The sequence below is a fragment of the Streptomyces sp. NPDC004609 genome (genome assembly GCF_042873655.1).
Classification (GTDB): domain Bacteria; phylum Actinomycetota; class Actinomycetes; order Streptomycetales; family Streptomycetaceae; genus Streptomyces.
In genome coordinates this window covers 1-26,197 of sequence record NZ_JBIALS010000022.1, presented here as the reverse complement: position 1 = coordinate 26,197, position 26,197 = coordinate 1, and the positions used below count along the sequence as shown (strand labels likewise).

At 72.2% G+C, this 26,197-nt stretch carries 22 protein-coding genes; 7 read left to right on the top strand and 15 right to left on the bottom strand.

Going from position 1 to position 26,197, the window contains the following annotated elements:
- The first annotated feature begins 40 nt into the window (after positions 1-40).
- Positions 41-763, top strand: a complete 723-nt coding sequence (locus tag ACFYT4_RS21765; protein ID WP_389271310.1) for an NDP-sugar synthase — start codon at positions 41-43, stop codon at positions 761-763.
- 308 nt (positions 764-1,071) lie between these two features.
- Here the strand turns inward: ACFYT4_RS21765 and ACFYT4_RS21760 are convergent, their stop codons facing one another.
- From ACFYT4_RS21760 to ACFYT4_RS21730, 7 genes are all read right to left on the bottom strand, one after another.
- On the bottom strand, positions 1,072-2,709 hold the full coding sequence (locus ACFYT4_RS21760; RefSeq protein WP_389271307.1) for a DoxX family protein: 1,638 nt from the start codon (positions 2,707-2,709) through the stop codon (positions 1,072-1,074).
- A 444-nt stretch (positions 2,710-3,153) separates the two neighbouring features.
- Positions 3,154-4,104: a 23S rRNA (guanosine(2251)-2'-O)-methyltransferase RlmB gene (gene rlmB / locus ACFYT4_RS21755; protein ID WP_389271304.1), complete on the bottom strand. Its 951-nt coding sequence runs from the start codon at positions 4,102-4,104 to the stop codon at positions 3,154-3,156.
- 100 nt (positions 4,105-4,204) lie between these two features.
- Complete coding sequence (gene cysS, locus ACFYT4_RS21750) at positions 4,205-5,605, bottom strand: cysteine--tRNA ligase (protein WP_389271301.1); 1,401 nt, start codon at positions 5,603-5,605, stop codon at positions 4,205-4,207.
- A gap of 89 nt (positions 5,606-5,694) precedes the next feature.
- Positions 5,695-6,099, bottom strand: a complete 405-nt coding sequence (locus ACFYT4_RS21745; RefSeq protein WP_389271298.1) for a PPOX class F420-dependent oxidoreductase — start codon at positions 6,097-6,099, stop codon at positions 5,695-5,697.
- Between the two features lie 344 nt (positions 6,100-6,443).
- Entirely contained in the window at positions 6,444-6,995 is a 552-nt protein-coding gene (ispF, locus tag ACFYT4_RS21740) for a 2-C-methyl-D-erythritol 2,4-cyclodiphosphate synthase (protein ID WP_389271295.1), read from the bottom strand.
- The gene (gene ispD / locus ACFYT4_RS21735) at positions 6,985-7,734 is read right to left on the bottom strand and encodes a 2-C-methyl-D-erythritol 4-phosphate cytidylyltransferase (protein WP_389271292.1); all 750 of its coding nucleotides are present in this window, start codon (positions 7,732-7,734) and stop codon (positions 6,985-6,987) included. Before ispD ends, ispF begins: the two co-directional genes overlap by 11 nt.
- A gap of 366 nt (positions 7,735-8,100) precedes the next feature.
- Positions 8,101-8,583 carry a CarD family transcriptional regulator gene (locus ACFYT4_RS21730; protein ID WP_003953493.1) on the bottom strand — a complete coding sequence of 161 codons (483 nt, stop codon included), beginning with the start codon at positions 8,581-8,583 and terminating at the stop codon, positions 8,101-8,103.
- Between the two features lie 887 nt (positions 8,584-9,470).
- Here ACFYT4_RS21730 and ACFYT4_RS21725 point away from each other — a divergent pair.
- Entirely contained in the window at positions 9,471-10,112 is a 642-nt protein-coding gene (locus tag ACFYT4_RS21725; RefSeq protein WP_389271289.1) for a hypothetical protein, read from the top strand.
- Positions 10,113-10,406: 294 nt separating this feature from the next.
- Here the strand turns inward: ACFYT4_RS21725 and ACFYT4_RS21720 are convergent, their stop codons facing one another.
- Entirely contained in the window at positions 10,407-11,087 is a 681-nt protein-coding gene (locus ACFYT4_RS21720; protein ID WP_389271287.1) for a response regulator, read from the bottom strand.
- Complete coding sequence (locus ACFYT4_RS21715) at positions 11,084-12,496, bottom strand: sensor histidine kinase (RefSeq protein ID WP_389271284.1); 1,413 nt, start codon at positions 12,494-12,496, stop codon at positions 11,084-11,086. The genes ACFYT4_RS21720 and ACFYT4_RS21715 overlap by 4 nt, the downstream gene beginning before the upstream one ends.
- 197 nt (positions 12,497-12,693) lie before the next feature.
- Between ACFYT4_RS21715 and phoU the strand changes: the two genes are divergently transcribed.
- A complete protein-coding gene (gene phoU, locus ACFYT4_RS21710; protein ID WP_389271281.1) occupies positions 12,694-13,371 on the top strand; it encodes a phosphate signaling complex protein PhoU in 678 nt (225 codons plus the stop codon).
- Positions 13,372-14,309: 938 nt separating this feature from the next.
- Here phoU and ACFYT4_RS21705 read toward each other — a convergent pair.
- Positions 14,310-15,071 carry a phosphoglyceromutase gene (locus tag ACFYT4_RS21705; protein ID WP_389271278.1) on the bottom strand — a complete coding sequence of 254 codons (762 nt, stop codon included), beginning with the start codon at positions 15,069-15,071 and terminating at the stop codon, positions 14,310-14,312.
- A 175-nt stretch (positions 15,072-15,246) separates the two neighbouring features.
- Here ACFYT4_RS21705 and ACFYT4_RS21700 point away from each other — a divergent pair, with 175 nt between their 5' ends.
- A complete protein-coding gene (locus ACFYT4_RS21700) occupies positions 15,247-16,674 on the top strand; it encodes an MDR family MFS transporter (RefSeq protein WP_389271275.1) in 1,428 nt (475 codons plus the stop codon).
- 388 nt (positions 16,675-17,062) lie between these two features.
- Here ACFYT4_RS21700 and ACFYT4_RS21695 read toward each other — a convergent pair whose 3' ends face one another.
- Positions 17,063-17,593 (bottom strand): YbjN domain-containing protein, encoded by a 531-nt coding sequence (locus tag ACFYT4_RS21695; RefSeq protein WP_389271272.1) that lies wholly within the window; start codon positions 17,591-17,593, stop codon positions 17,063-17,065.
- Positions 17,586-18,974: a D-inositol-3-phosphate glycosyltransferase gene (mshA, locus tag ACFYT4_RS21690; RefSeq protein WP_389271270.1), complete on the bottom strand. Its 1,389-nt coding sequence runs from the start codon at positions 18,972-18,974 to the stop codon at positions 17,586-17,588. Before mshA ends, ACFYT4_RS21695 begins: the two co-directional genes overlap by 8 nt.
- Before the next feature lie 481 nt (positions 18,975-19,455).
- Here mshA and ACFYT4_RS21685 point away from each other — a divergent pair, with 481 nt between their 5' ends.
- From ACFYT4_RS21685 to ACFYT4_RS21675, 3 genes are all read left to right on the top strand, one after another.
- A complete protein-coding gene (locus ACFYT4_RS21685; protein WP_389271267.1) occupies positions 19,456-20,247 on the top strand; it encodes a class I SAM-dependent methyltransferase in 792 nt (263 codons plus the stop codon).
- A gap of 316 nt (positions 20,248-20,563) precedes the next feature.
- The gene (locus tag ACFYT4_RS21680) at positions 20,564-21,691 is read left to right on the top strand and encodes an NlpC/P60 family protein (RefSeq protein ID WP_389271264.1); all 1,128 of its coding nucleotides are present in this window, start codon (positions 20,564-20,566) and stop codon (positions 21,689-21,691) included.
- 852 nt (positions 21,692-22,543) lie between these two features.
- Entirely contained in the window at positions 22,544-23,824 is a 1,281-nt protein-coding gene (locus tag ACFYT4_RS21675; protein WP_389271261.1) for a PP2C family protein-serine/threonine phosphatase, read from the top strand.
- Between the two features lie 264 nt (positions 23,825-24,088).
- Here the strand turns inward: ACFYT4_RS21675 and ACFYT4_RS21670 are convergent, their stop codons facing one another.
- The 3 genes from ACFYT4_RS21670 to ACFYT4_RS21660 all read right to left on the bottom strand — a co-directional run bounded on the left by ACFYT4_RS21670 (position 24,089) and on the right by ACFYT4_RS21660 (position 25,885).
- The gene (locus ACFYT4_RS21670; protein ID WP_389271258.1) at positions 24,089-24,430 is read right to left on the bottom strand and encodes a DUF2516 family protein; all 342 of its coding nucleotides are present in this window, start codon (positions 24,428-24,430) and stop codon (positions 24,089-24,091) included.
- A 115-nt stretch (positions 24,431-24,545) separates the two neighbouring features.
- Positions 24,546-25,364: a hypothetical protein gene (locus ACFYT4_RS21665; RefSeq protein WP_389271255.1), complete on the bottom strand. Its 819-nt coding sequence runs from the start codon at positions 25,362-25,364 to the stop codon at positions 24,546-24,548.
- A 26-nt stretch (positions 25,365-25,390) separates the two neighbouring features.
- Positions 25,391-25,885 (bottom strand): helix-turn-helix domain-containing protein, encoded by a 495-nt coding sequence (locus ACFYT4_RS21660; RefSeq protein WP_389271252.1) that lies wholly within the window; start codon positions 25,883-25,885, stop codon positions 25,391-25,393.
- Positions 25,886-26,197: the final 312 nt, after the last annotated feature.

Here is a 26,197-nt window from a genome sequence, read left to right as displayed (position 1 = left end):
CCACGCCCCCCGCTGGTCCGTGCCGCATATGGTGCAGGGCATGCAAACGCCCATGTATCCGACGCAGGCCGTCGTCCTGGCCGGTGGCCAGGGGTCGCGGCTGCGCCCGTACACCGACGACCGCCCCAAGCCGATGGTCGAGATCCCGGGAACCGGGACCCCGATCATCGGCCATCAGCTTTCCTGGCTGGCCGCCGAGGGTGTGACCGACGTCGTCGTCTCCTGCGGCCATCTCGCCGGGGTCCTGCAGAAGTGGCTGGAAACGGCCGAACTGCCCCTGCGGGTCACCACGGTCGTCGAGACGGAACCGCTCGGCCGCGGCGGCGGGCTCAAGTACGCCGCCGCCCGCCTCCCCCACCCCGACCGGCCCTGGTACGCGACCAACGGCGACATCTGGACCCGGTTCTCGCTGCGTGACATGGCCGCGTTCCACACCGAGCGCGACGCCGCGGCGACCCTCGCGCTCGCCCGGCCCCGGATTCCCTGGGGAGCCGTCGAGACGGACGCGTTCGGGCACATCACCGACTTCATCGAGTCGCCGCCGTCGCCGTATCTCATCAACGCCGGTGTGTACGTGTTCTCCGCGGCCTTCAGCGAGCTGCTGCCGGACCGGGGCGACCACGAGCGCACCACGTTCCCCGGTCTCGCCCGTGAGCGCCGGCTGGCGGGCTACCCGCTGCCGCAGGGGGCGTACTGGCGCGCGATCGACACCGCGAAGGACCTCACCGAGGCCGCGAAGGAACTCGCCTCCCAGAGCGGCTGAGGCCCCGCGCGCTCCTGCTCACCGACGGGCGCGGACGGGCCGCATCGGGCGACTCAGGCGTGGGCGCTCCGGAACGGGGCCGAACCCGGCCGCCACGCACCGGGGGCGGCCTGCCGGGGTAAGCCCGTCCCACCGCGACCGGTTCGCGGACCTGCCGTACGCCGAGGGTCCACGCGCCCGGACACGGCCGGTGGCCGTTCCCAGCAGGCCCCGCAGTGTCCCGACCGCACGGCGGAGGGGGCGGTCTCCCCGGGGAGACCGCCCCCTCCGCCGTGTGCGCGAGGCACCCGCCGTGTGCACCGGGTCCGTCAGCCGAGGAGGCCGCCGATCACCCGGCCACCGCCCGAGGTGCCGTTGTTCTCGGCGCCACCGGGGGCAGTGCCACCGCCGGAGCCGCCGCTCCCGGCGCCGCTGCCCGTGTTGCCGCCACCGCCGCCGCCACCGCTGGAGGCGGGTCCGGAGCTGCTCGACGGCGGGTCGGCGGGGGTGGTGCGGCCGGGGGCCGACTGGCGGCCGTTCGTGCCCTGGGTCTGGCGGGGGCCCTCGCCGACCTGCCCGGTCTCGCGGACCGTCTCGTCCGACGGCTCGGACTTCTTCTTCTCGGTGCCGCTGGAACGGCTCGCGGACGGCGACGGCTTGTCGGTGTCACCACTCGGGCCGGCCGACGTACGGCCGCCGGTGGGCCGGTCCTGCGGCAGCGAGGAGCCGGGCAGATGGTTGGTCGGATCCTGGTTCGGACCGGGCACGGTCACCATCTCCGTGGAGCGTACGGCCCCGCCGAGCACCGAACCGATGAGCAGCGTCAGGCCGACCACGACGGTCGCGACCACGGCTCCGCGCCGCAGGACCCGCCGCCGCAGCTGCCACAGCTCGGAGCGGGGGCCGAGCTTGCGCCACGCCTCGCTCGCGAGCCGGCCGTCGACGGAGTAGACGGGGGCGCCCGCGATGATCAGCGGGGACCAGGCGGCGAGGTAGATGATGTCGGGCGCGTCGTACGCCGGGACCGTCCGCCAGCTCACCGTGAGGATCAGCGCCGCCGACAGCAGCGCGCCGACGACCGCCGCGACCCGCTGCCAGAGGCCGAGGACGGTCAGCACACCCACCACGACCTGGAGGAAGGCGACCGTGAGGCCCGCGCCCACCGGGTGGGAGAGGGCGAAGTCGCGCAGCGGCTCGGCGAGGGCCCACGGGTGGAGGGAGTTGAGCCACTTCACCATGGAGCCGCGCTCGCCGCCGTCGAAGTAGACGGGGTCGCAGAGCTTGCCCATGCCCGCGTAGACGGAGATGAAGCCGAGGAACACCCGCAGCGGCAGCAGCACCACACCGAGGTTCATCCGGCGGCCGGGGTAGTAGGCGTGCCGCACCGCGTCGTTGCCGTGCCGGTGCGGCCGGCCCGTGGTGACGGTCTCCTCCAGCTCGTCCTCGTACGTCTCCGGCCCGTACGGGTGGGTGTCGTACGCGCCGACGGCCTGGCGCATCGGCGGCAGCAGCGGCCGGTCGTGGCCGCCGGGGGGCGGGGCCGTGACCGTGGGCGTGGGCTCGGTGTCGTCGGACAGTTCGACGCGCGGGATGACCTGGGTCGTGCCGCCCGTGTCGTAGCCGCCGTAGCCGCTGCCGTAAGGATCGCGCTCGACCGTGGCGGTGGCGGATGCGGTGCTGTTGCGCACGGCCTGGAGGAGCCCGGTCGCACCGGCGTCGCCGGGCGCGGACCGGCCGCTCCAGACGACGGGCGCCCGCCGCCGGACCGGGGCGCCGGACGCGCCGGCCGCGGCGGGGGTACGGGCGGTGTCCGCCAGGGCTCGTACGGGGCGCGGGCTCTGGGCGAGCTGCACCCGGAAACTGGCGTGGTTCACGATGACCTGCGCGGGGTCGCAGTGCACCTTGATCATGCTCAGTGCGGGCTGATCATCGAACCCGGGCCGGGGCGTTCTGGTGTCCACACTCATCTAACCGAGTGACATCGCGTTAGGACACTGCCGTGACGGGCCCTATCTGTCCGAGGCCCGTCAAGCCCTGGTGAGAGGCCCGGAACGGGTCGATTCCCCCGGTGCAAGCCTGCCGCGCCGGGCCGGACGGTGAACCTTGGGGGCCCGCGTTTGAACCGCCGTCCGGATCACCGCCCGACGACGTGCCGGTCCGCCCTCCCGGCCACTACCGGATCGGACCGGCCCTCCCGTCACGGTGGGCGCCGCCGGGCCCGTACCACCGGCGACCTGCCGTGCCGGGACACCCCTGCCACCGGCGACCCCGCCGACCAGGGAAACCCACAGCCCTCGCCCCGTACGTACCACCACCGGACCGCACGCCCGGCCACGACCGGCGAACGGGACACGGCCGGGACCCGGGGCGCGGGCACCCGACGCGCGGGCACGCGCTCAGTGGCGGCGCTTTCAGTGGCGGCGCTTCGACGCCTCGTACAGCACGACACCCGCCGCGACACCCGCGTTCAGCGACTCCGCGCCGCCCGGCATCGGGATGCGGACGAGATAGTCGCAGGTCTCGCCGACGAGCCGGGACAGGCCCTTGCCCTCGCTGCCGACCACGATGACGACCGGGCCGCCGAGGGCGTCGAGGTCGCCGACCTCGTGCTCCCCGTCGGCCGCCAGGCCCACCACGGTCAGCCCGGCCTTCTGGTACGACTCCAGGGCCCGGGTGAGGTTGGTCGCGCGGGCCACCGGCGTACGGGCGGCGGTACCGGCGGAGGTCTTCCACGCGCCGGCGGTCATGCCCGCGGCCCGGCGCTCGGGCACCACCACGCCGTGCCCGCCGAAGGCGGAGACGGAACGGACGACCGCGCCCAGATTGCGCGGGTCGGTGACCCCGTCGAGCGCGACGATCAGCGGGTCGTCGCCCTCGTCGAAGGCGGCCGCGGCGAGGTCCTCGGGGTGCGCGTACTCGTACGGCGGGACCTGGAGGACGAGCCCCTGGTGGTTGAGCCCGTTCGTCATCCGGTCCAGCTCGGGGCGCGGAGCCTCCATGATGTGGAGGTTGCCGCGGCCGGTGGCGAGCTGGATCGCCTCGCGCACCCGCTCGTCGTTGTCGATGAACTGCTGGACGTAGAGCGTGGAGGCGGGCACCCCGTCGCGCAGCGCCTCGAAGACGGGGTTGCGGCCGACGACCATCTCGGACGTGCCCTTGCCGCCGCGCCGGGCGGTCGGGCGGCGGGCCGCCTGCTTGGCCTTGGCGTTGGCGACGCGGTTCTTGACGTGTCCCTTACGGGCGGACGCGGGCGGGGTCGGGCCCTTGCCCTCCAGGCCGCGGCGCCGCTTGCCACCGCTGCCGACCTGCGCGCCCTTCTTGTTGGACGTGCGGCGGTTCCTGCGCTGGCTGTTCCCGGCCATGACTACCTGTTTCCGTGAATCTCGGTCTGCACGTGGGTGCAGAGCGTACGTATGTCAGTGTGCCGCCCCGGGGCCCGAGGCGGCACATCGGTCCGTGCGCTCAGCGCGGACCCAGTGTCCAGCGCGGGCCGTCCGGGCCGTCCTCGATGACGAGTCCGGACTGCTGGAGCTGGTCGCGGATCGCGTCCGCGGTGCCCCAGTCCTTGCGCCCGCGGGCCGCCTCGCGCTGCTGGAGCACCAGCCGTACGAGGGTGTCGACCACGCCGTGGAGATCGTCGGGGCGGTCCGCGTCGCCCGCCCACTGCTCGTCGTACGGATCGAGCCCGAGGACGCCGAGCATGGCGCGCACCTCGGCGAGGCGGGCGACGGCGGCTTCCTTGTCGTCGGCGGCCAGTGCGGAGTTCCCCTGGCGGACGGTGGTGTGGATGACGGCGAGGGCCTGGGGGACGCCGAGGTCGTCGTCCATCGCCTCGGCGAACGCGGGCGGCACCTCGCGCGCCGGCTCGACCGGTCCCCCGGCCTTCTCGCAGACGCGCTGCATGAAGCCCTCGATCCGGGCGAAGGCGGACTCCGCCTCGCGCAGGGCCTCGTCGCTGTACTCGATCATCGAGCGGTAGTGCGGTGTCCCGAGGTAGTAGCGCAGCACGATGGGACGCCAGTGCCTGACCATCTCGGAGACGAGCACCGAGTTGCCGAGCGACTTGGACATCTTCTCGCCGCTCATGGTGACCCAGGCGTTGTGCACCCAGTAGCGGGCGAACTCGTCCCCGTACGCCTTGGCCTGCGCGATCTCGTTCTCGTGGTGGGGGAAGACCAGGTCGAGGCCGCCGCCGTGGATGTCGAAGGCGGGGCCCAGGTACTTGTGCGCCATGGCCGAGCACTCCAGGTGCCAGCCGGGCCGGCCGCGGCCCCACGGGGTCTCCCAGTCGGGCTCGCCGGGCTTGGCGGCCTTCCAGAGGGCGAAGTCGCGGGGGTCGCGCTTGCCGGTCTCGCCGTCGCCCGAGGGCTGGCGCAGATCGTCGAGGTCCTGGTTGGAGAGCCGGAGGTAGCCGGGGAAGGACTTCACGTCGAAGTAGACGTTGCCGTCGGCCGCGTAGGCGTGGCCGCGCTCGATGAGGCCGCGCATCATCTCGACCATCTCGGTGATGTGGCCGGTGGCGCGCGGTTCATAGGTGGGCGGCAGGCAGCCCAGGACGTCGTAGCCGTCGTTGAACGCGCGCTCGTTCTCGTATCCGATGGACCACCAGGGGCGGTTCAGCTGCGCCGACTTCCAGATGATCTTGTCGTCGATGTCGGTCACGTTGCGGATGAACGTCACGTCGTAGCCGCGGTGGGTGAACCAGCGGCGCAGGATGTCGAAGTTGAGCCCCGACCTGATGTGCCCGATGTGCGGGGCGGCCTGGACGGTCGCGCCACAGAGGTAGATCGAGACGTGGCCCGGCGTGAGCGGGCTGAAGTCGCGGATCTGCCGGGCGCTGGTGTCGTACAGGCGAATGGTCACGCCACAAGGGTAGTGGGCCGGTGGCAGTGCCCCGCGACCCTTGCGGGCCGCGGACGCAACTTTGTGTACCCGTACAAGCGCCGGGTGGCTCAGATCCGTCCCACGACCTTGCGCGGGGTGATGCGGACGACCACGCGGGGGGCGTCCTGGCCCGCGGCGGGGTTGAACTCGGCGTACTTCTTGCCGACGTACTTCACGGCCAGTTCGTCGATGAGCTCCTGGCCGCCCTCGGTGGTCAGCTCGGCGGTGCCGCGGATCTCGGCGTAGGTGTAGGGGGCGTCGAAGGGCTGGACGACGACCGTCACCCGGGGGTCGCGGCGCAGGTTCTTCTCCTTGCGGCGGCCGACGGTGGTCGAGACGAGGAGGTCGTCGCCGTCCCGCTTCACCCACACCGGCGACACCTGGGGGCTGCCGTCGGGCTGGATGGTGGCGATGTTCACGAAGACGGGGCTGTCGAGGAGCGTCTTGAGGTCGTCCGAGAGTGCGGCAGACATGTGGTGTGCCTTTCTGGGCGGCTGATCGGTGTTCGTACTCTTCTGCGAGCTTCTGTGATCTTCCATGCGCTTTGGTGTGCTCGGTCTACTTCGGTCCGGGGTCGGACCGGGTCGGGCCGGTGCGCCCCGCCGGATGTACCCGGTCGGGTGTGCCCCGCCCGGTGCCGCCTGCCGGATGTGGCCGGCCGGGGCCCGCGGGCGGGTCGGGTGCGCGCCGGACCGATGGTGCCGGTCCGTCCGCTTCCGGTGGGTGAGTGATCGGTGATCGGTTGTTACGAGTACCCGCCGGGTGAACCACTCCACACCCTCCGGCTATTTCCCCGGTACCCGGGGGGGCCGGAGCGTTACGCCGTACGGAACACCAGCGCCGTGGCGACGGCCGCGAGCCCCTCGGCCCGCCCGGTCAGCCCCAGCCCGTCCGTCGTGGTCCCCGATACGGACACGGGCGCGCCGACCGCCGCGCCCAGGGCCTTCTGCGCCTCCTCGCGCCGCTTGCCGATCTTGGGCCGTACGCCGATCACCTGGATGGCGACATTGCCGATCTCGAAGCCCTCGGCCCGCACGATCCGCGCGGCCTCGGCGAGCAGGGTGACGCCGGACGCGCCGGACCACTCGGGCCGGGAGGTGCCGAAGTGGGCGCCGAGATCGCCGGCGCCCGCCGCGGAGAACAGCGCGTCACAGGCGGCGTGGGCGGCGACATCACCGTCGGAGTGGCCCGCGAGGCCGTCCTCGCCCTCCCACAGGAGTCCCGCGCACCACAGCGCGCGGCCCGGTTCAAAGGCGTGGACATCGGTGCCGATGCCCACCAGGGGGACCGGGAACGCCCGGGGAGCGTCCGGGTCGTGGGGGGCGTTCGGGGAGTGCCGGGGGTTCTTGCCGGGGGCCTCAGAAGCCATCGTTGGCCCTCCTGCGGGCGAGTACGGCCTCGGCGAGGACGAGGTCGAGGGGACGGGTCACCTTGAACGCCTCCTCGTGGCCCGGTACGACCACGACGGGCTCGCCCAGCCGCTCCACCAGGCCGGCGCAGTCGGTCGCGCCCTCGCCGTCCGCCTCTACCGCGCGGTGCGCGGCGACCAGGGTGGCGCGGTCGAAGCCCTGCGGGGTCTGCACGGCGCGCAGCCGGGCCCGCTCGGGGGTGGCGACGACGGGCTCGGGCGCGTCCCCGGCCGGGTTCGGCTCGACCTCCTTGACGGTGTCCGCGAGCGGCAGTGCCGGGACGACGGCCGGTGCCCCGTCCCGTACAGCCTCGATGACGGAGTCGACGGTGTCGACCGGCACCAGCGGCCGGGCCGCGTCGTGGACGAGGACGACGGTGATGTCGTCGGGGAGGGCGTCCAGGCCGAGGCGTACGGACTCCTGGCGGGTCGCGCCGCCGGGGACGACCACGACGTCGGTACGGTCCGGCAGCGTGAGGTCGGCGAGCAGCGACTTCACCCCGGTGGCGTCCTCGGGCGGTGCGACCACCACCACGAGCCGGACCGCGCGGGACGCGGCCATGGCCCGTACGGCGTGGACGAGCATGGGCGTGCCGTTGAGCGTACGGAGCGCTTTGGGGGCGCCGGGGCCGAGCCTTACGCCCCGGCCGGCCGCCGGGATCACCGCTGCGGTACGGGGCGTGAGCGATTCGTCTGACATCGGTTGCACTCCGGCAGGTTTGTTTCCTCGGCCGACATGGGTATGGCCTGGGGGTGCCCCCGACCGAAGGTTGGGGGAGTGCCGGGCGCGACGCCTTGACAGGCCCTTCCGTGACTACTGGTCTGCGCCAGCCGCCCCGGGCCCGGCACACCGCAGGATCAGCGCGCGCAGTTGTCCGTACATGATGCACATGGCCGAGGCGGACGTCTGGCAGTGTCTGAATGTCGTCTGTGTGCTGGAGGGGTGACGAACGACCGATCGCTGTACGACTGTGGTGGAGAGACAGACATGCCGCAGCGCCCGGCAACATGACCGTGATCAAAGGCGATCACCGATCGTGTCAGCGGGCACCGCGGCATTCGTGTGTCAGGACGCGAGGACCTCGTCGAGCAGGGCCTCGGCCTTGTCTTCGTTGGTGTTCTCCGCGAGAGCGAGCTCGCTCACCAGGATCTGGCGAGCCTTGGCGAGCATCCGCTTCTCTCCGGCGGACAGACCGCGCTCGCGCTCGCGACGCCACAGGTCACGCACCACTTCGGCGACCTTGATGACATCGCCGGAGGCGAGCTTCTCGAGATTTGCCTTGTAGCGACGGGACCAGTTCGTCGGCTCTTCGGCATACGGTGCGCGGAGCACCTCGAAGACCCGGTCGAGCCCGTCCTGACCGACCACATCGCGCACGCCCACGAACTCCGCATTGTCCGCCGGCACACGAACCGTCAGGTCGCCCTGGGCGACCTTGAGCACCAAGTAGGTCTTGTCCACGCCTTTGATCTGGCGAGTTTCGATGGCCTCGATCAGCGCGGCCCCGTGATGGGGATAGACCACGGTGTCGCCAACCTTGAACGTCATGTGACAGGTACCCCTTCCGTGGCTATCCAGGGTAACACGGATACGGCTTCTTCTGAATGGCGTTTTCGCAGGTCAGGGCATATCTCGGGGCTTGACAACAGCGACAGGAACGTGCTGCGGACGACTTGCGGAACCGGGTATTCGCAGGTCGGGGCCGCTGTGCGGACGGACGGAAACGCACGCGCCACACCTGCCAGGACACCCCCGAAGGCGGGTGAACGTCCCGATTTGCCTGGTTCTTGGCGGTGAACTTCCCGTACTCCGTTCGGGGGTCGGTCACCCGTACGGACGGACGGACGCGGTGAATCCGAATTGATCATCGGAGACCCCCCGGGGGGCATTCCGTCAATGAATGCGAGCGGCACGGAGAATTGATCACCGCCGATATCCGAACGCGTGCGAAACGACGTGTTCGAAAGCCCGCGGGGACGCCTGTGGGAACCATGCGTCCGGGAGACGGGCGGGCAGGCGGGGGGTCCGTCGGCCGGGCGGCGCGGGCGACGGACACCGCCCCCGCCGCGGGCCCGGGCGGGCGTCCCGGCGGCCCGGCGGAGTCCCGGGGAGGGCCCGGCCCCGGAAAGAGGCGGAGAAAGGCCGGAACCGTACGGGTGACGAGCCCCCGCGGAGCGAGTGTGAGGGCCTCGATGAAGGGCCTCTCATCGAAGAGGCGGGTCGGGTGCGGGCCCGGAGCAGGGGCTCTGTAATCTGTGGACGAACTGACGCCGTCCCGGCCGGTATCGCGAACTGACGCGGTCCCGGCCGCTATTGCGCCACTCCGCAGGACCGTCCCACCGCCAGATCCGTACGTGCAAGGAGATGCCGCCGCCGTGAGCCTCCCCCTTACTCCGTCCGGGGGCGCCCCTCGCCTTCGGCGCGGCGCCGTCGCCGTGACCGCTGTCGTGCTGTCGTTCACCGCGCTCACCGCGTGCGGCGCGGGCAACAACGCGCAGTCCCTCGGCGTCAAGCCGGACACCGCGTCGGCGACGGTCGACACCATCAGCGTCCAGAACGCGAATGTGATCACCCAGCCGAAGGCCGGCGCGGCCGGCCCGGCGGTCGTCTCCGCGACGATCTTCAACGCGGGTACCAAGGACCAGACGCTCGACTCCGTCACGCTGCCCGGCGGCGGCACGGTGAAGCTGAGCGCGGCCGGCGGTCCGGGCGCGATCACCGTCCCCGCCGAGGGATCGGTTGTCATCGGCGGCAAGGGCAACCCCTCCGCCGTGATCGACAACGGCCAGTCCCTGACGGGGAACATCGGCGGGGTGCAGGACGTCGTCTTCCGGCTGAGCGACACCGGCGAGGTGAAGCTCCAGGCGTTCGTCGTCCCGGCGTCCGCCGACTTCGCGGACTTCGGCCCGAGCAGCCTCCCCCCGCAGCCGGCGTCCCCGAGCACGACCCCGGCCGGCTCGGCGAGTCCGAACTCGTCCGGCTCGCCCTCCGAGGCGCCGTCCGGACAGCCCGGCGGCGAGGGCGAGACGGCGCCCGACAGCCCCTCGGACGCGTCCTCGGCGCCCGCGAACGGCTGACGCGGACCCGCGTACGGAGTCCATCCGCTGCATGCAGAGGGGCGCCCCGCCGGAGATCCGGTGGGGCGCCCCTCTGCGTGCAGCGGGCGCGGGCGGCGTGCGAACCGCCCGTACGGGGTGCCGAGCGTGGCCGCCCCGGCGCGGTCCGCGCGTACACGTTCACGGTCCACGCGTCCGGGGCGCGGGCGCAGGCGGCGGACCCGTGACGCGAGGGGCGCGGCCCGTGCTGTACGGGACGTGACCGCGGCCCGGCGGGGCGGACCCCGCGGATCACGGCACGGCCGGCGCCGCGGTCTACGGCTCGAACTTGTAGCCCAGGCCGCGCACGGTCACCAGATACCGGGGAGCCCCCGGGTCCGGCTCGATCTTGGCACGCAGGCGCTTGACGTGGACATCAAGGGTCTTGGTGTCGCCGACGTAGTCCGCGCCCCAGACCCGGTCGATGAGCTGCATCCGGGTCAGCACCCGGCCCGCGTTGCGCAGCAGCATCTCCAGGAGGTCGAACTCCTTCAGGGGGAGGTCGACCTTGCCGCCGGACACGGTGACGACATGGCGGTCCACGTCCATCCGGACCGGACCGGCCTCCAGGGCGGCCGGGGTGATCTCCTCGGGCTCGCCCCGGCGGCGCAGGACCGCGCGTATCCGGGCGACGAGCTCCCGGGACGAGAAGGGCTTGGTGACGTAGTCGTCGGCGCCGATCTCCAGACCGACGACCTTGTCGATCTCGCTGTCCTTGGCGGTCACCATGATCACCGGGACGTTCGAGCGGCCGCGTAGCTGACGGCAGACCTCGGTGCCCGGCAGCCCGGGCAGCATCAGGTCGAGGAGGACGAGATCGGCGCCATTGCGCTCGAACTCGTCGAGCCCCTCGGGCCCCGTGGCCGCCACAGCGACCTCGAAGCCCTCCTTGCGGAGCATGTAGGACAGGGCGTCGCTGAAGGATTCCTCATCCTCGACGACGAGCACTCGGGTCACGGAAGGACCTCCGGGGCAGGGATGTCGGTGTGCGGATCGTTGTCGTAAGGCCGGTCGGGGCCGTACGGCCGGTCGTGGCCGTCACGGCGGTCGGGACCGGCACCGGGGTCCCGGCCGTTGTCATGGCCGTGGCCATGGCTGCGGTCGGGACCGTGGTTCCGGTCGGTGTCGTAGGGCGGGTCGTCGACCTCGTCGGCGTGATCCGGGCCGGTGTGCGGGCCGGAGGCTGATTCCGGGCCGGTGATGGAACGGTCCCGCACGGCTCCCGCTTCGGGAAGCCGCAGGGTGAAGGTGGAGCCCTGGCCTTCGGTGCTCCACACCGTGACCTCCCCGCCGTGCGAGGCGGCCACGTGCTTGACGATCGCCAGCCCGAGGCCGGTGCCTCCGGTGGCGCGGGAGCGGGCGGGGTCGACCCGGTAGAACCGTTCGAAGACCCGCTCGCGGTCCTTCTCGGAGATCCCGATCCCCTGGTCGGTGACGGCGATCTCGATCAGGGGCCCTCCCGGCGCGGGGACCCGGCGGGCGGAGATGCCCACGCGGGTGCGGGCCGGGGAGTAGTTGACCGCGTTCTCGACGAGGTTGCCGAGGGCGGCGGCGAGCTGGCCGCGGTGACCCCAGATGTGCAGGTCGGCGGTGCCGCCGGCGGCCATGGTGATGTTCTTCGTGGACGCCGGGTGCCGGGAGCGGTCGATGGCCTCGGCGACCAGCTCGTCCACCCGTACGGGCTCCGCGTCGGCCAGCGGGTGGTCGTTCTGCACCCGGGAGAGGTCGATCAGCTCCTGGACCAGGCTGGTGAGCCGGGTCGCCTCGATCTGCATGCGCCCGGCGAAGCGGGAGACCGCCTCGGGGTCGTCGGAGGCGTCCATGACCGCTTCGGAGAGCAGGGAGAGCGCGCCGACGGGCGTCTTCAGCTCGTGCGACACGTTCGCGACGAAGTCGCGCCGTACCGCTTCGATACGGCGGGCCTCGGTGAGGTCCTCCACGAGGAGCAGAACCAGCCGGGAGCCGAGGGGCGCGACCCGGGCGGATACGGCGAGGGCCTCGCCGCGACCGGTGCCCCGCCGGGGCAGATCCAGCTCGACCTGTCGGATCTCGCCGTCGCGCCGGGTGTCGCGGGCCATGTACAGCATGGGCTCGACGGTCAGCTTTCCGCCACGGACCAGTCCCAGCGCGTACGCTGCCGAGCTGGCCTTGACGACGGAGTCGCTCTCGTCGAGGACGACGGCGGAGGAGCGCAGTACGGACAGGACCGTGTCGACACCGGGCGGCAGCACGGCGTCGGTGTGCAGCGAGGTACGGGTCGGCCTGCGCTGTTCCCGCTCGCTCCAGCGAAACGCCAGCACGGCGATGACACCGGTCATCAGACCGGCGATCGCTGCCGCTGCGGCGACCGCCGCGTTCACGTCCATGCATCCAGGTTAGGCGTGGTCAAGGTGGTGCTCCCCGCCGAACGACTTCAGCTGCGGGACTCGTCGCCCAGAGTTCACCAGGGGGATAGTGCCGGTTCATTCGGGAAGGAGGGGCCAGACTCCTTGTAGACGGAACGTGGGAGCGTGGGAGTCCGACAGCCCCACCCGGACCCCCGGCCACCTAGAGAGGGAACTCCATGCGGGACGCGTACCACGAGGAACTGGACTCGATCGGCGAGGGCCTGGTCGAGATGGCCCGGCTGGTCGGGTCGGCGATCGGGCGCGCCACGACGGCCATGCTCGACGCCGATTTGAAATTGGCCGAAAGCGTCATCGCCGGCGACCAGAAGGTCGACGATCTCCAGCACGATCTGGAGGCGCGTGCGATCGCCCTGCTGGCCCGGCAGCAGCCGGTCGCCACGGATCTGCGGATCGTGGTGACCTCGCTGCGGATGAGCGCGGACCTGGAGCGTTCGGGCGACCTGGCCCAGCATGTGGCCAAGCTGGCCCGGCTCCGCTTCCCGCAGTCCCCGGTGCCGCGCGACCTCCAGGCGACGATTCTGGAGATGGGCCAGCTGGCGCAGCGCCTGATGGCGAAGGCCGCGGAGGTGATCATCACCAAGGACGTCGATCTGGCGCTCCAGCTGGAGACGGACGACGACGAGATGGATCTGCTGCACCGCACGCTGTTCCAGCATCTGATGGACGACCGCTGGAAGCACGGCATCGAGACCGCGGTCGATGTGACGCTGCTCGGCCGTTACTACGAGCGGTTCGCCGATCACGCGGTGTCGGTGGCGAAGCGCGTGGTGTACCTGGTGACGGGTGAGCACGCGGACGAGCTCCAGCCGGTGACGCCGGTGGAGGGCGCGTAGGCGCGGCGAGGCGGGGGCGGGTGCCCGCCGCCGGTGGTGACCGTGAGGAGGCCGAGGCGCCTGCCTGCGGGGCGGGGGTGCGTGGTGCCCGCCGCGGGCTCCTGGCCCTCCGCCGGGCGGAGGCGGTGACGCGGGCCGCGGGCCCGTGAGGTCCCCCTCCGGTGACGGCGGTGCGGTGTACGGCCCCCTCCGGTGACGGCGGTGGGGCGCGTACGGCTCCCGCCGGTCGTGCCGGGGAGAGCGCGGGAGGCCCTCGCCCGCGGCGGTCGTGCCTCAACGCGCTGTTGATGCGCCCGCCGCGCCGGGCATGACATGGCCAGAGGCGGCTTGCCCCGCACACGCCCCTGCGCCCATGAGCCTGAGCCGTACGGCTGCGAGCCCGTCTCGGTGCCGTACGCCCACGAGGAGGAACTCCCATGGCCGATTCCCCCACTTCACAGCCTCCGGCGGAACCTCCCGCCGACGTCGTCCACCTTCCGGTCCTCGGCGCCTGCGGCTGCGGCCCGGGCTGCGGCTGCGGCTGCCAGTCCGGGGGGCCGTGCCAGTGCGGCGGCTGCTGCGGCTGACACCCGACCCCCTGCCGCCCGGCACCGGACATCCCCACGCTCCCGCGGGCCCGCCCGGTCACCGGGCCAGGCGGGCCCGCGCACTACCCGCACCGGCCGGGGCCGGCGCGCTGCCGGCCGGTCCGGCGCCAGCCGGGTGCCGCTGCCATGGGCCTGCTTGCCGGGTGACACCGCGCAGACCTCACGGCGGGCAGCCGCACCCTCGGCGGTGACCGCTGCGGCGGTTGCGGTACCGCACTGCTGTACCGCTCATCTACTAGTGATTCAGGCAGTAGTAGCTGGGGGAGACAGCTGCAACCCTGACGGCCCCGGCACAGCAACAAGCCCCCTGCCCCGCGGAAAACCGCAGGCAGGGGGCTCACGGCAGGAGGGCTACTTCTTCTTGCCCTGGTTCTTGACCGCCTCGATCGCCGCCGCGGCGGCGTCGGGGTCGAGGTAGGTGCCGCCGGGGTTCAGGGGCTTGAAGTCGGCGTCCAGGTCGTAGGCCAGGGGGATGCCGGTGGGGATGTTCAGGCCCGCGATGGCCTCGTCCGAGACGCCGTCGAGGTGCTTGACCAGCGCGCGCAGGGAGTTGCCGTGCGCGGCGACGAGGACCGTGCGGCCGGCGAGGAGGTCGGGGACGATGCCGTCGTACCAGTACGGCAGCATCCGGACGACGACGTCCTTCAGGCACTCGGTGCGCGGGCGCAGCTCCGGCGGGATCGTGGCGTAGCGCGGGTCGTCGCTCTGGGAGAACTCGGTGCCGTCCTCCAGCGGGGGCGGCGGGGTGTCGTACGAGCGGCGCCAGAGCATGAACTGCTCCTCGCCGAACTCGGCGAGGGTCTGCGCCTTGTCCTTGCCCTGGAGGGCGCCGTAGTGGCGCTCGTTGAGCCGCCAGGAGCGGTGGACGGGGATCCAGTGGCGGTCCGCGGCGTCCAGCGCGAGCTGGGCCGTGCGGATGGCGCGCCGCTGGAGGGAGGTGTGCAGTACGTCGGGGAGCAGACCGGCGTCCTTGAGCAGCTCACCGCCGCGGACCGCCTCCTTCTCGCCCTTCTCGGTGAGGTTGACGTCCACCCAGCCGGTGAACAGGTTCTTCGCGTTCCACTCGCTCTCGCCGTGGCGGAGGAGGATCAGCTTGTACGGTGCGTCGGCCATGCGTACGAGCCTAGTGGACGGGCTCCGGGCTCTTTGTAGCCGTCTCGGTTGACGGCCGGCGTCCATCGGCTGGCGGCCGGAGCCACGTGTATGTAATGTGCACTTGCCCCTAGGGACACTTACACCCACGGGCGTCGACGAGCCGTTCACCTGCCGAGGGCCCCTGGGGGGATACATGTCCGTTGCCGGGCCGCGCGCGGCCGGTCTGAGCCGTGCCGTGCGGGAGAGCGTGTCGGGGCTTCCCCGGGAGTTCTGGTGGCTGTGGACGAGCACGCTCGTCAACCGTCTCGGCGGGTTCGTCGCGACCTTCCTCGTGATGTACCTGACGTTCGAGAAGGGGTACTCGGCCTCGTACGCCGGGCTCGTCGTCTCCCTGTACGGGCTCGGCGGCGTCGTCTCCTCCCTCGGCGGCGGTGTGATGGCGGACCGGCTGGGACGGCGGCCCACCCTGCTGATCGCGCAGGCGTCGACCGCCGTCTCCGTCGCGCTGCTGGGCCTGGTGCAGCACCCGATCGCGATCGCGGTCGTGGCCTGTGTCGTGGGCATGGCGACCAACGCCTCCCGTCCCGCCGTGCAGGCGATGATGGCGGACATCGTGCGCCCCGAGGACCGGGTGAGGGCGTTCTCGCTCAACTACTGGGCGATCAACCTGGGCTTCGCGGTCTCCGCGATCGCCGCGGGCTTCATCGCCGAGTACAGCTATCTCGTGGGCTTCCTCGGTGAGGCCGCCATGACGATGGCCTGCGCGATCCTCGTCTTCGTCAAGCTGCCGGAGTCACGTCCCGAGCGGCCGGCCGCCGCCGGAAAAGCGGAGTCGGACGTCGGCCTGGGGATGGTCCTGCGCGACGGACGGTTCATGAGCGTCGTCGGGCTGTCGTTCCTGATCTCGCTGATCTTCATGCAGGGGCACACCGGCCTGCCGCTGGCGATGGGCGCGGACGGGCTGCGCCCTTCCGACTTCGGCATGGTGATGGCCCTGAACGGCGTACTCATCGTCGTCCTCCAGATCCCCGTCACCCGCTTCATCGAGCACCGCGACGCCCGGCGGCTGCTGATCGTCTCCTCGCTGCTCGTCGGATACGGATTCGGGCTGACCGCCTTCGCCGGGTCGATCGGGATGTACGCGCTCTCGGTGGTCGTCTGGACCGTCGCCGAGATCGTGAACGCGCCGACCCAGACGGGCCTGGTGGTGCGGCTCTCCCCGCTGCACGGCCGGGGCCGCTACCAGGGCATGTACACGATGACCTGGTCGGTGGCGACGCTCTTCGCCCCGCTGATCGCCGGTGCGGTGATCGACGGATACGGGGCGGGGTGGCTGTGGGCGATGTGCGCGCTGCTGGGGACGGTGGCGGGGCTGGGCTACTGGGCCCTACTGCGGAATCTGCCGGACGCCGAAACGGAAGCGGAGGCAGAAGCGGGTGCGGGTGCCGGTGGGGACGGTGGTGCCGGTGGGGACGCGGGCGCGGGTGCGGTGGAGGCCGTGGAGCCGCTGCCGTCCGCGGGGGCGACCGAGCCGGTGCGGTCGGCGGAGGCGGTGACATCCGCTGTCACAGGCAGTGTGAGCGCCGACGGCGGGCCGCCCGCCGCCAGGACCACCGCCTGAGCGGCTCGTTGTCGGTGCCGGCGGCTACGGTGCCGCCAAGCGCGCGGGCGCCCGCGCGTTCTCGTCGAGCCGCCTGCCGTCGCCCCGCCACCGCCCCGACCGGCCGTGGGCTTACCACTCCGACTGCTCCGGGCGGCCCCGCCCCGGGCCCGGCAGCGGTTCGCGTACGGCCGCTCACGAAGGCGGCGACCCGCCGTGCTGATTCCCCTCCTCCCCGAGGGCTCGCCGACACCCGGGGAGGAGGAGAGGTCCAGTACCCCCGGCACGCCATGTCCACGGATGTGAACGGCGTTCAGGAGCGCGTCGTCGCCGAGCATGCCATGGCACGGCGGCGCACAGGAAGGTGTCACATGGGTCTTACGGGGGCGCTAGGGGGCGTATGCCGCCCTCAGTCCTTGGTCAGGTTTGTGAACGCGTCAAGATTCCGCGTCGACTGGCCGCGCGACACGCGCCACGCGTACTCCTTGCGGATCGCCTGCGCGAAACCCATTTCGAGGAGCCGGTTGAACGCGCCGTCCGCCGCCTCCAGGACCGACCCGAGCAGCCGGTCCAGCTCGTCCGGTGTGATCACGGAGAGCGGGAGCCTGCCGGTCAGATAGATGTCGCCGAGCGGGTCGATCGCGTAACTCACCCCGTACAGCCGCAGATTCCGCTCCAGCAGCCAGCGGTGCACCCCGCCGTCGTTCTCGTCGGGATGGCGGATGACGAAGGCGTTGATGGAGAGGGAGTGCCTGCCGACGCGCAGGGAACAGGTCGTGGAGAGTTTCTGGGTGCCGGGGAGTTTGACCACGTACGAGCCGGGTCCGGGGTGCTCCCATTCGAGGCCGGCGTCGGTCAGCGTCTTCTCGATGATCTCCGGGATGTCCGGGACCTCCGGCGCCTTCCCCGCGACCCCGGCGGGCTCGTGTGCGTCAGCCATGGTGGGAGCGTACCCGCCGGCGGTGTTCGTGCATCGCGGCCGTGTACACGTCCGCCGTCGCGGACGCGGCCGTGTCCCAGCCGAAGGACTCGGCGTGGCGGGCCGCGGCGGCGCCCATCCGGGCGGCGAGGGCCGGGTTCGCCAGGAGCCGGTGGAGGGCGTCGGCGTAGTCGGACGGATCGTGGCCGGGTATGAGAAAGCCGGTGACCCCGTCCCGTACCGCGACCGGCAGCCCGCCGACCGCCGCCGCGACGACGGGGGTGCCCGTCGCCTGTGCCTCGATCGCGACCAGGCCGAAGGACTCGCTGTACGAGGGCATCACCAGCGTGGACGCGGCACGGAACCAGTCCGCGAGCAGATCCTGCGCCACGGGCGGATGGAAGTGCACGACGTCCGCGATACCGAGGCAGGCGGCCAGCTTCTGCAGGCCCTCGGGTCTGGCGAGGCCGCTGCCGCTCGGGCCGCCGACGACGGGGACGTACAGACGGGAGCGCAGTGACGGTTCACGGACCAGCAGCTGCGCGACCGCGCGCAGCAGGATGTCGGGGGCCTTCAGGGGCTGTATCCGGCCCGCGAAGAGAGGGACGAAGGCGTCCTGGGGCACACCGAGCCGGGCCCGGGCACCCGCGCGGCCTCCCCCGAAGCCGAAGCCGGCCCCGGAACCGACGAAGGGGGCGCGGGCGCCGTCGGGGCTGAAGCGGTCGAGGTTCACCCCCGGGTGCACGACGGCGACCTTCGCGGGGTCGGCGTCGTAGAAACGGACCAGCTCGTCCGCCTCCTCGGCGGTGTTCGCGATGAGCCGGTCCGCGGCGTTCACGATCTGCGTCTCGCCGATCACGCGGGAGGAGGGTTCGGGCAGATCGCCGTCGGCGAGAGCGGCGTTCTTGACCTTGGCCATGGTGTGCATGGCGTGGACGAGCGGAACGCCCCAGCGCTCGGCGGCGAGCCAGCCGACATGGCCGGAGAGCCAGTAGTGGGAGTGGACGAGGTCGTAGTGTCCGGGCCGGTGGCGGGCCCATGCCTGCATGGTGCCGTGGGTGAAGGCACAGAGCTGGCCGGGCAGATCCTCCTTGGCGAGACCTTCGTACGGGCCGGCGTCGACATGGCGTACGAGGACTCCGGGCGCGAGTTCCACGGACGGCCGCAGGCCACCCGCGGTGGCCCTGGTGAAGATCTCGACCTCGATGTTGATGGCGGCGAGGCGCTTGGCGAGTTCGACGATGTAGACGTTCATCCCGCCCGCGTCGCCCGTGCCCGGCTGGTGGAGGGGGGAGGTGTGCACGCTGAGCATGGCGATCCGGCGCGGCTTGCGGTGGCCGACGGGGAATCTGAGCCGGGGAGCCACGAAACCGCTGGAGACGCGGGAGACGTACTGGCTCACGCGAAGGTCCTCCTCGCTCCGGGCACGGCGCACTGCGGGCACAATCAGGCACCGACTCCGCACAACAGTGGACTCTCATCTTCCATTTCCGGGACCTCGGCGCTTTGCCAAATCATTACCATTTGGGGTGGCGGTGGGCGCCTCCGGGGTGGCTCCGAGCCCCTTGCGGGGCGGCGGTGGCGGTGCTTCGCGGGGTGCGGGCGCAGGGGCGGGTTTGCGTGGGGGCGGGTGCGACCTCGGGGGCAGGGGCGGGCTTGCGGGGTGGGTACGGGCTTGCGGGGTGGGTACGGGAGCGGAGGGCCGGGCCGCCCGGAGCCGGGGCTCGGGAGTCCGGGGCGCCGGGAGGGGCGGCGGCCGGGGCTCGGGCAGCCCCGGGCTGGGGCTCAGGGGGTTGAGGCCCGGGCGCAGGTGCCGGGGGCCCGGGTCTGGGGCCCGGGGGGGCTTCGGTGGGGTTTCGGCCGCTGCGCATACCCTCGCTTGCATGAGCACCCGCCCCGTCGGCACCGTCACGCGCGGGACGACCAACCCCAACCGGCTGCGCCGGATGGACCGCTGGATCGCCGCCGTCCACGGCCCCGCGCTGCGCCGCAGCGACCGGCCGCTGGCCGTCGACCTCGGGTACGGGGCCGCTCCCTGGACCACCCTCGAACTGCTGCGGCGGCTGCGCGCCGCCGACCCCCGCTGCTCGGTCACCGGGATCGAGATCGACCCGGAGCGCGTCGCGGCGGCGAAGCCGTACGAGGAGGAGGGGCTGAGTTTCCGCCGCGGAGGCTTCGAGATCCCGGTGGAGGGCCGGCCCGTGCTGATCCGCGCGGCGAACGTCCTGCGCCAGTACGACGAGGGTGAGGTCGCGGACGCGTGGGCACGGCTGTGCGGGCGGCTCGCGCCGGGCGGGCTGCTGGTGGAGGGGACCTGCGACGAGATCGGGCGGCGGCACGTCTGGGTGGCGCTGGGGCGCCGGGGGCCGCGCACGGTCACCTTCGCGACCCGGCTCGGCTCGCTGGACCGCCCGTCCGACCTCGCGGAGCGGCTGCCGAAGGCGCTGATCCACCGCAATGTGCCGGGCGAGCCGGTGCACGCGTTCCTCCGGGACTTCGACCGGGCGTGGGCCGCGGCGGCCCCGTACGCCTCACTGGGCGCGCGGCAGCGCTGGATCAGGGCGGTACGGGACCTGCGGGCCGACTGGCCGCTGACGGACGACGGCCGCCGGTGGCGGCAGGGCGAGGTCACGGTCGCGTGGTCGGCGGTCGCGCCCCGGACGGGGACGGCCTGAGGCAGGGGACGGGTGGGCCGGGGCGGGTGAGTCAGGGCGGGTGAGTCAGGGCGGGTGGGCCGGGACAGGCGGGGCGGGGCGCGCGGCAGATGCGAGCGCGCCCTTCCACGCGCTCCCCGATCCGGGTGAATGGGCGTGCGAGTAGGGAACATGCGGGGCCGGCCGTTCGTCACTGACAGGTGGGAGTGATCGACTGGGGGTGGGCGAACTGCCGTACGGCTCTGTCACTTTTCGGGACGCCGTGGCACCATCACGACAGCGTTCACAAGTTACTGACGGTAAATCAGATGTTGCAGGAGTGGGAGAAGGGGGAGTCGTGAACCGACGCCACTGTGCCGCCGCCGCGATCGCTCTGGTCTGCGCGCTGACCGTGCTGGCGTCCCCGGGCACGGCTCTTGCCGCACCCGGGGCGCCGAGTGCGCCCGGCGCCCCGGGGGTTCCGCAGGCACCCGGCGCTCCCCTTGTTCCCGGGCCGCCCGCGCCCTCGGACAGTTCCTCCCCCACCGGGAAGAAGTCCCTGGAAGAGATCCGGGTGGAGCTGGAGACCCTCTACCACCAGGCGGTTTCGGCGACCGACGCGTACAACCTCGCGAAGGAGGACGCCGAGCGCCAGTCGGCGGAGATAGTGAAGCTGGCGCAGGAGACGGTCAAGGCCCAGACCCGTATCGACGACCTGAAGAACCGCGCGGGGGCGGCCGCCCGGGCCCAGTACCGGGGTGGCGGCCTGCCGCCCGAGGCGCAGTTGATGCTGACGAGCGACCCGCAGCTCTTCCTCGACGGCGCCGGACGGATACAGCAGGGCCAGAAGGCCACCCGGGACCTGCTGCGCGAACTGAACACCACCCAGGCCGAGTTGGCCTCGTACAGCGAGGACGCCAGCGGCCAGTGGAAGAAGCTGGAGGCCAACCGCCTCAAGCAGGCCAAGGCCAAGAAGGAGATCTCCACCAAGATCGCCGCCGCGGAGAGGATAGAGAGCCGGCTGGAGAAGGAGGAGAAGGCCCGCCTCCTGGTCCTCGAACGGCAGGCGGCGGACAAGGCCCAGACCAGCTGGCTGAGCTCGGGCGTCATGAAGGACATCGGCGGGACGGCGACCGGACAGGGCGAGAAGGCGGTCGCGTTCGCGACGGCGCAGATCGGCAAGCCGTACGAGTGGGGTGCGGAGGGCCCCGGTTCGTACGACTGCTCGGGGCTGACCTCCCAGGCATGGGGCGCGTCCGGCCGGGGCATCCCGCGCACCTCGCAGGAGCAGTGGCGGCGGCTGCCGAGGATCGACGTCAAGGACATGCGGCCCGGTGACCTGATCATCTACCACGCGGACGCGAGCCATGTCGGCATGTACATAGGAGACGGCGCGATAGTCCACGCCCCTCGTCCGGGCCGGACCGTGACCATCGCGGGCGCGGGCTCCATGAAGATTCTCGGAGTGGTACGCCCGGACAAGTGACGACGGTGCCGGGGAACCCGGCCCCGGACCCACCGCCCGTGGGGGCGGGAGCCGTGAGCGGGGAGCCGGGAGCCGGACAAGCGGGGTGGCGGACAAGCGGGGTGGCGGACCGGGCCCGTGGACCGGGGCGGCAGGGTCAGGGTCATGAGGCAGCGGGGCCGGGCCTGTGGGCAGCGACTCGCGGGAGCGGGCAGCGGGTCGGGCCGGGCGCCCCGACCGAGGCACCCGGCACTTCCCGCCGGGTCCGTCGGCCCACACGCCGGCACCGGCGCCCGCCCGGGCCTGGCACCCCCGCCGGGCCCGGCACTCCACACCCTCACTACCGGCACCTCCCGCCGGGCCCGTCGGCCCACGCACCGGCCCGGGCGCCACCACCGCCTCCGGCACCCCACACCCAGCACCCGGCCCACACCCTCGGCACCCGGCACCCCGGCCGACCCATCAGCCCACGCACCGGCGCGAGCCCGGCGCCCCACACCCAGCGCTCCGGCCCGCCCCTTCGGCACCCGGCGCCCCAGCCGACCCCATCAGCCCACGCACTGGCGCGAGCCCGGCACCGCACCCGCACCCACGCCCGCGCAGGACCGCCGCCAGGCCACCCTCGGGACACAGTTTGACATTCCAGGCATCTCCGGCGTGATGGCCCGCACAGCGCACCCCCGCAGCGGCCCGTGGGGGCGTGATGTTCGTCATGACGGGGGTGCCAACTGCCCGCCCATCACCGGCATATGCCGACGGCCCCGTATCAAATGCCATTCCGCTACGGCGGGGCCAAACGCTATGGTCCCCGTCTGGCGGGATGTCGATCGCCGTGCCGCCACCCCTCGGGGGGAGGGAAAGGAAACCGGACCCATGCCCGTACCCGTACCGCGACAGAGGAACGCTCCCGTCGCGGAGACCGCCCATGCCGGCGCCGGAAGCGTTTCCGGTGTGCCCGCCGGCAGTGGTGTCTCGCCCGGTGATCTGACACTTCTGGTGATCGAGGACGACCCGGCGGGCACGTTCCCGGTGCCCGAGCCGCCGGACCCCGGCGCGACGGGCACCCGTGTGCGGATCCGTACCGCCCGCAATCTCACCGAGGCCGAGCGGCTGCTCACCGACGACGTCGACTGCATACTCGTCGACCTCTCGCTGCCCGGCTCGGGCGACGACGGGCTGGGCCTTCTGCGGCACGTGCTGCGGCTGGCACCCCGGCACGCGGTCCTCGCGCTGACCACGTCGGGCGACCAGGAGCGCGCGGCCGAGGCCGTACGAGTGGGTGCGCAGGACCATCTCTTCCGTGATGAGCTGGACGGGCGGCTGCTGAGCCGTACGGTCCGCTACGCGGTGGAGCGCAAGCGCGCCGACACAGCCCAGATGAAGCTCGCCGAGTCCCGGCTGCGCGCCCAGGAGAACGCCCGGCTGGAGCGCGGTCTCCTGCCCACTCCCCTGCTCCAGGGGTCGAATCTGCGGTTCGCGGCCCGTTATCGGCCCGGTCGCTCGCGCGCGCTGCTCGGCGGGGACTTCTACGACACCGTCCGCACGCCGGACGGCACGGTCCACGCGATGATCGGCGATGTCTGCGGGCACGGCCCGGACGAGGCGGCGCTCGGTGTGGAGCTGCGGATCGCCTGGCGGGCGCTGACGTTCGCGGGCCTGTGCGGGGACGAACTGCTCTCCACCCTTCAGCAGGTGCTGGAGCACGAGCGGGAGAGCGACGAGATCTTCGCGACGCTGTGCACCGTCGACATCGCCCCGGACGGCCGGCGCGCGGGCCTGTGCCTGGCGGGCCACCCGTCCCCGCTGATCACGCGCGAGGGGCGGGCCGCGCAGCTGCTTCCGTACGAGAGCGGAGGTCCGGCCCTCGGAGTGCTGCCGCGCGCCCGCTGGCCGCGCCGCCAGGTGGAGCTGGGCGGAGCGTGGGGCCTGCTGATGTACACGGACGGGCTGATCGAGGGCCGTACGGGACCGGGTGAGAAGCAGCGCCTGGGCCAGGAGGGCATGCTGGAGATGATCAACCGGCAGCTGGCGGCGGGGCTCGACGGAGAGGCGCTGCTGGAGTCGGCGGTCGCGGAGGTGCGGGAGCTGAACGGCGGGGAGCTGACCGACGACCTGGCGGTGCTGCTGCTGAGCCGGGCGCGGCAGAACGCCTGACGGAGGAGACGGTCGCGGGCTCCGCCCCCGGCCGCCGCTTCGGATCGCGTGGCGCCCAGGGCTCCTGGCGCGGCACGAGACCCCCGGCCCGGGCGCGGGAGGCTCCTGGTCGGCGCGGCGCTGGCGGACGGTCCCGGACGGTCGGTGGCTTCCTCCGGTCGCGGGGCGTGCCCCGGTGGCGCGAGGGCCGGACCCGGGCCCGTAGGGCGCGACTTCTGGGCTCAGTGGGCCGGGGCCGGGTGGGCTCGCGCGGGGCGGGGCGGTTTACCTGCCGCCGTTGTACGGGCCGTAGGGGCCGTCGCTGCTGGAGCCGCCGCGCCGACCGCCACCACCGGTGACCTGCTTGAGCGCGGGCCGGACGTCGACGAAGAACACGATGCTCGCGATCAGCCCCGCGATCGACAGGAACAGCAGATTCAGCGGGACCAGGTTCACGACGACGGCGAGGCCGAGAATGATCAGCCAGAAGCCCTTCGTCTTCTTGTCGGCGGCGCGATAGGCGTCCTCACGGGCGATGGCTGCCATGATCAGCGCGGTCACGGAGGTGACCAGGAAGACCAGGCCGATCACCAGCCAGAGCATGCTTTCGAATCCCACGCGCAACATGTGAGCACCGCCTAGGTGAGTATTGAGTAGCGCCTCCGCCAGCCAAGGTACCTGGGGTACCGGGAAAACGGACCGGACCCCTCAAAGGTGCCCGGTCCGCCTCCCTTCACGCGCGTTATTTGGCGGGCGGAGTGGTCTTCTTCGCGGCCGGCTTGCGGGGGGTGGCCCGGCGGGGCGCGGGAGTCTTCTGGGTCTCGGGCCCGGCCTCCGTCTTCACCTCGGCCCTGGCGGCGGGCTTGGCCTCGGTCTTCGCCTCGGCGGTCTTCGGCTGAGCGGCCCTGGGCTCGGACTTCTGCTCCGGCCTCTGCTCCTGCTTCGGCTCCTGCTTCGGCTCGCTCCTGGTCGCGGCGGCCTTCGGCTGCGCGGGCCGGGCCTGAGCCGTACGGGGCTGCGTCGTCCGGGGCTGCGTCGTCCGGGGCTGAGCCGTACGGGACTGGGCCGTACGGGGCTGGGCGGCCCTCGGCTCGGTCCTGGGCGTGGCCTTGGGCTCGACCGCGACGGCGATCTCGGCGATCTCCTCGGCGGTCTCGCCACGCCACTGCCGTACGGTCTGCTCACCGTGCTCGGCGACCCGCTCGTAGGTCTCCCGGGCCTTGACCGCGTACTCGGCGGCGACACCGACACCGCGCAGCGCGAGGTCCTGGGCGGTCTCACCGAGCTTCTTCAGATCGGCGTCGAACCCCCCGATGACCTCGTTGACCTTGGCCTGAACGGTGGCCTGGGCCTCCTTGGCCTGAATGGCCACCTTCTCCTGCACGGCCTTGGGGTCGGTGTTGCGCAGCTCCTCGATCCGCCCGGGGGCCTCGGCCGCGAGCTGCTCCAGCAGCGCGGGAACCTTCCTGGCCCGCTGGACGGCGAGGTCGGCCGTGCCGGCCGCGAAGTAGAAGGGGGTCGGGTCGCTGAACGTCTTGCGCAGGTCATCGGTGATGGCCATGGGAGTGGTCCTCCTGGGACGCGAATTCAGTGTGAGGGTCGGCTTGCGGGTGGTCCGGCGTCGCCGCCGTCGCCTCTGCGGGCGCCGTCGGCAGCGGTGGCCGAGTCCGTGGTGTCGTGATCGGCTGGTGCGGTGGGAGCGGCTGGGGCGGCGGCATCCGGGCCCTCCGTGACCTCGAATCCGTTCTCCTTGCGGAACGACTCGTAGATCTGGAGCAGAACGGCCTTCTGCCGCTCGTTTATGGAGGGGTCGGCGATGATCACGGCACGCGTCTCCAGCTCGTCCCGGTCCCGCTCGTCGAGGATCCCGGCCCGCACGTACAGCGTCTCGGCGGAGATCCGGAGCGCCTTGGCGACCTGCTGCAACACCTCCGCGCTCGGCTTGCGCAGCCCGCGCTCGATCTGGCTCAGATACGGATTGGACACCCCGGCGGCATCGGCGAGCTGCCGCAACGACAGCTGCGCGCTGCGCCGCTGCTCACGGAGGTACTCACCGAGATTGCCGACGTTGAGTGATGCCATGTTTCCGATGGTGCACAACCTTGCTAACTATTGCAAGCACTTGCTTGCAATAGTGCGCCACACCACGGGGCCCGGTTTGTGTGACTTCACGCGGTAGGTGTCCGTTCCCTGTCCATCTGCGGGTTCCCGCGGAGTCTGCAATGTGAAGTGAACGGGTCCCGGACGATCTGCGCAGCAAGCCGTGAAGGGACCGCGGTAGCGCCACTGTCCCGTGAAGCCGTGGCGAGCTGTTGGTGCTGGTGCTCTCGCGCTTGGCAGTCAGGATGGCTGGACTTGGTCGAAAAGGGCGAGGGCTTCGGCGGGGTCCGGGCT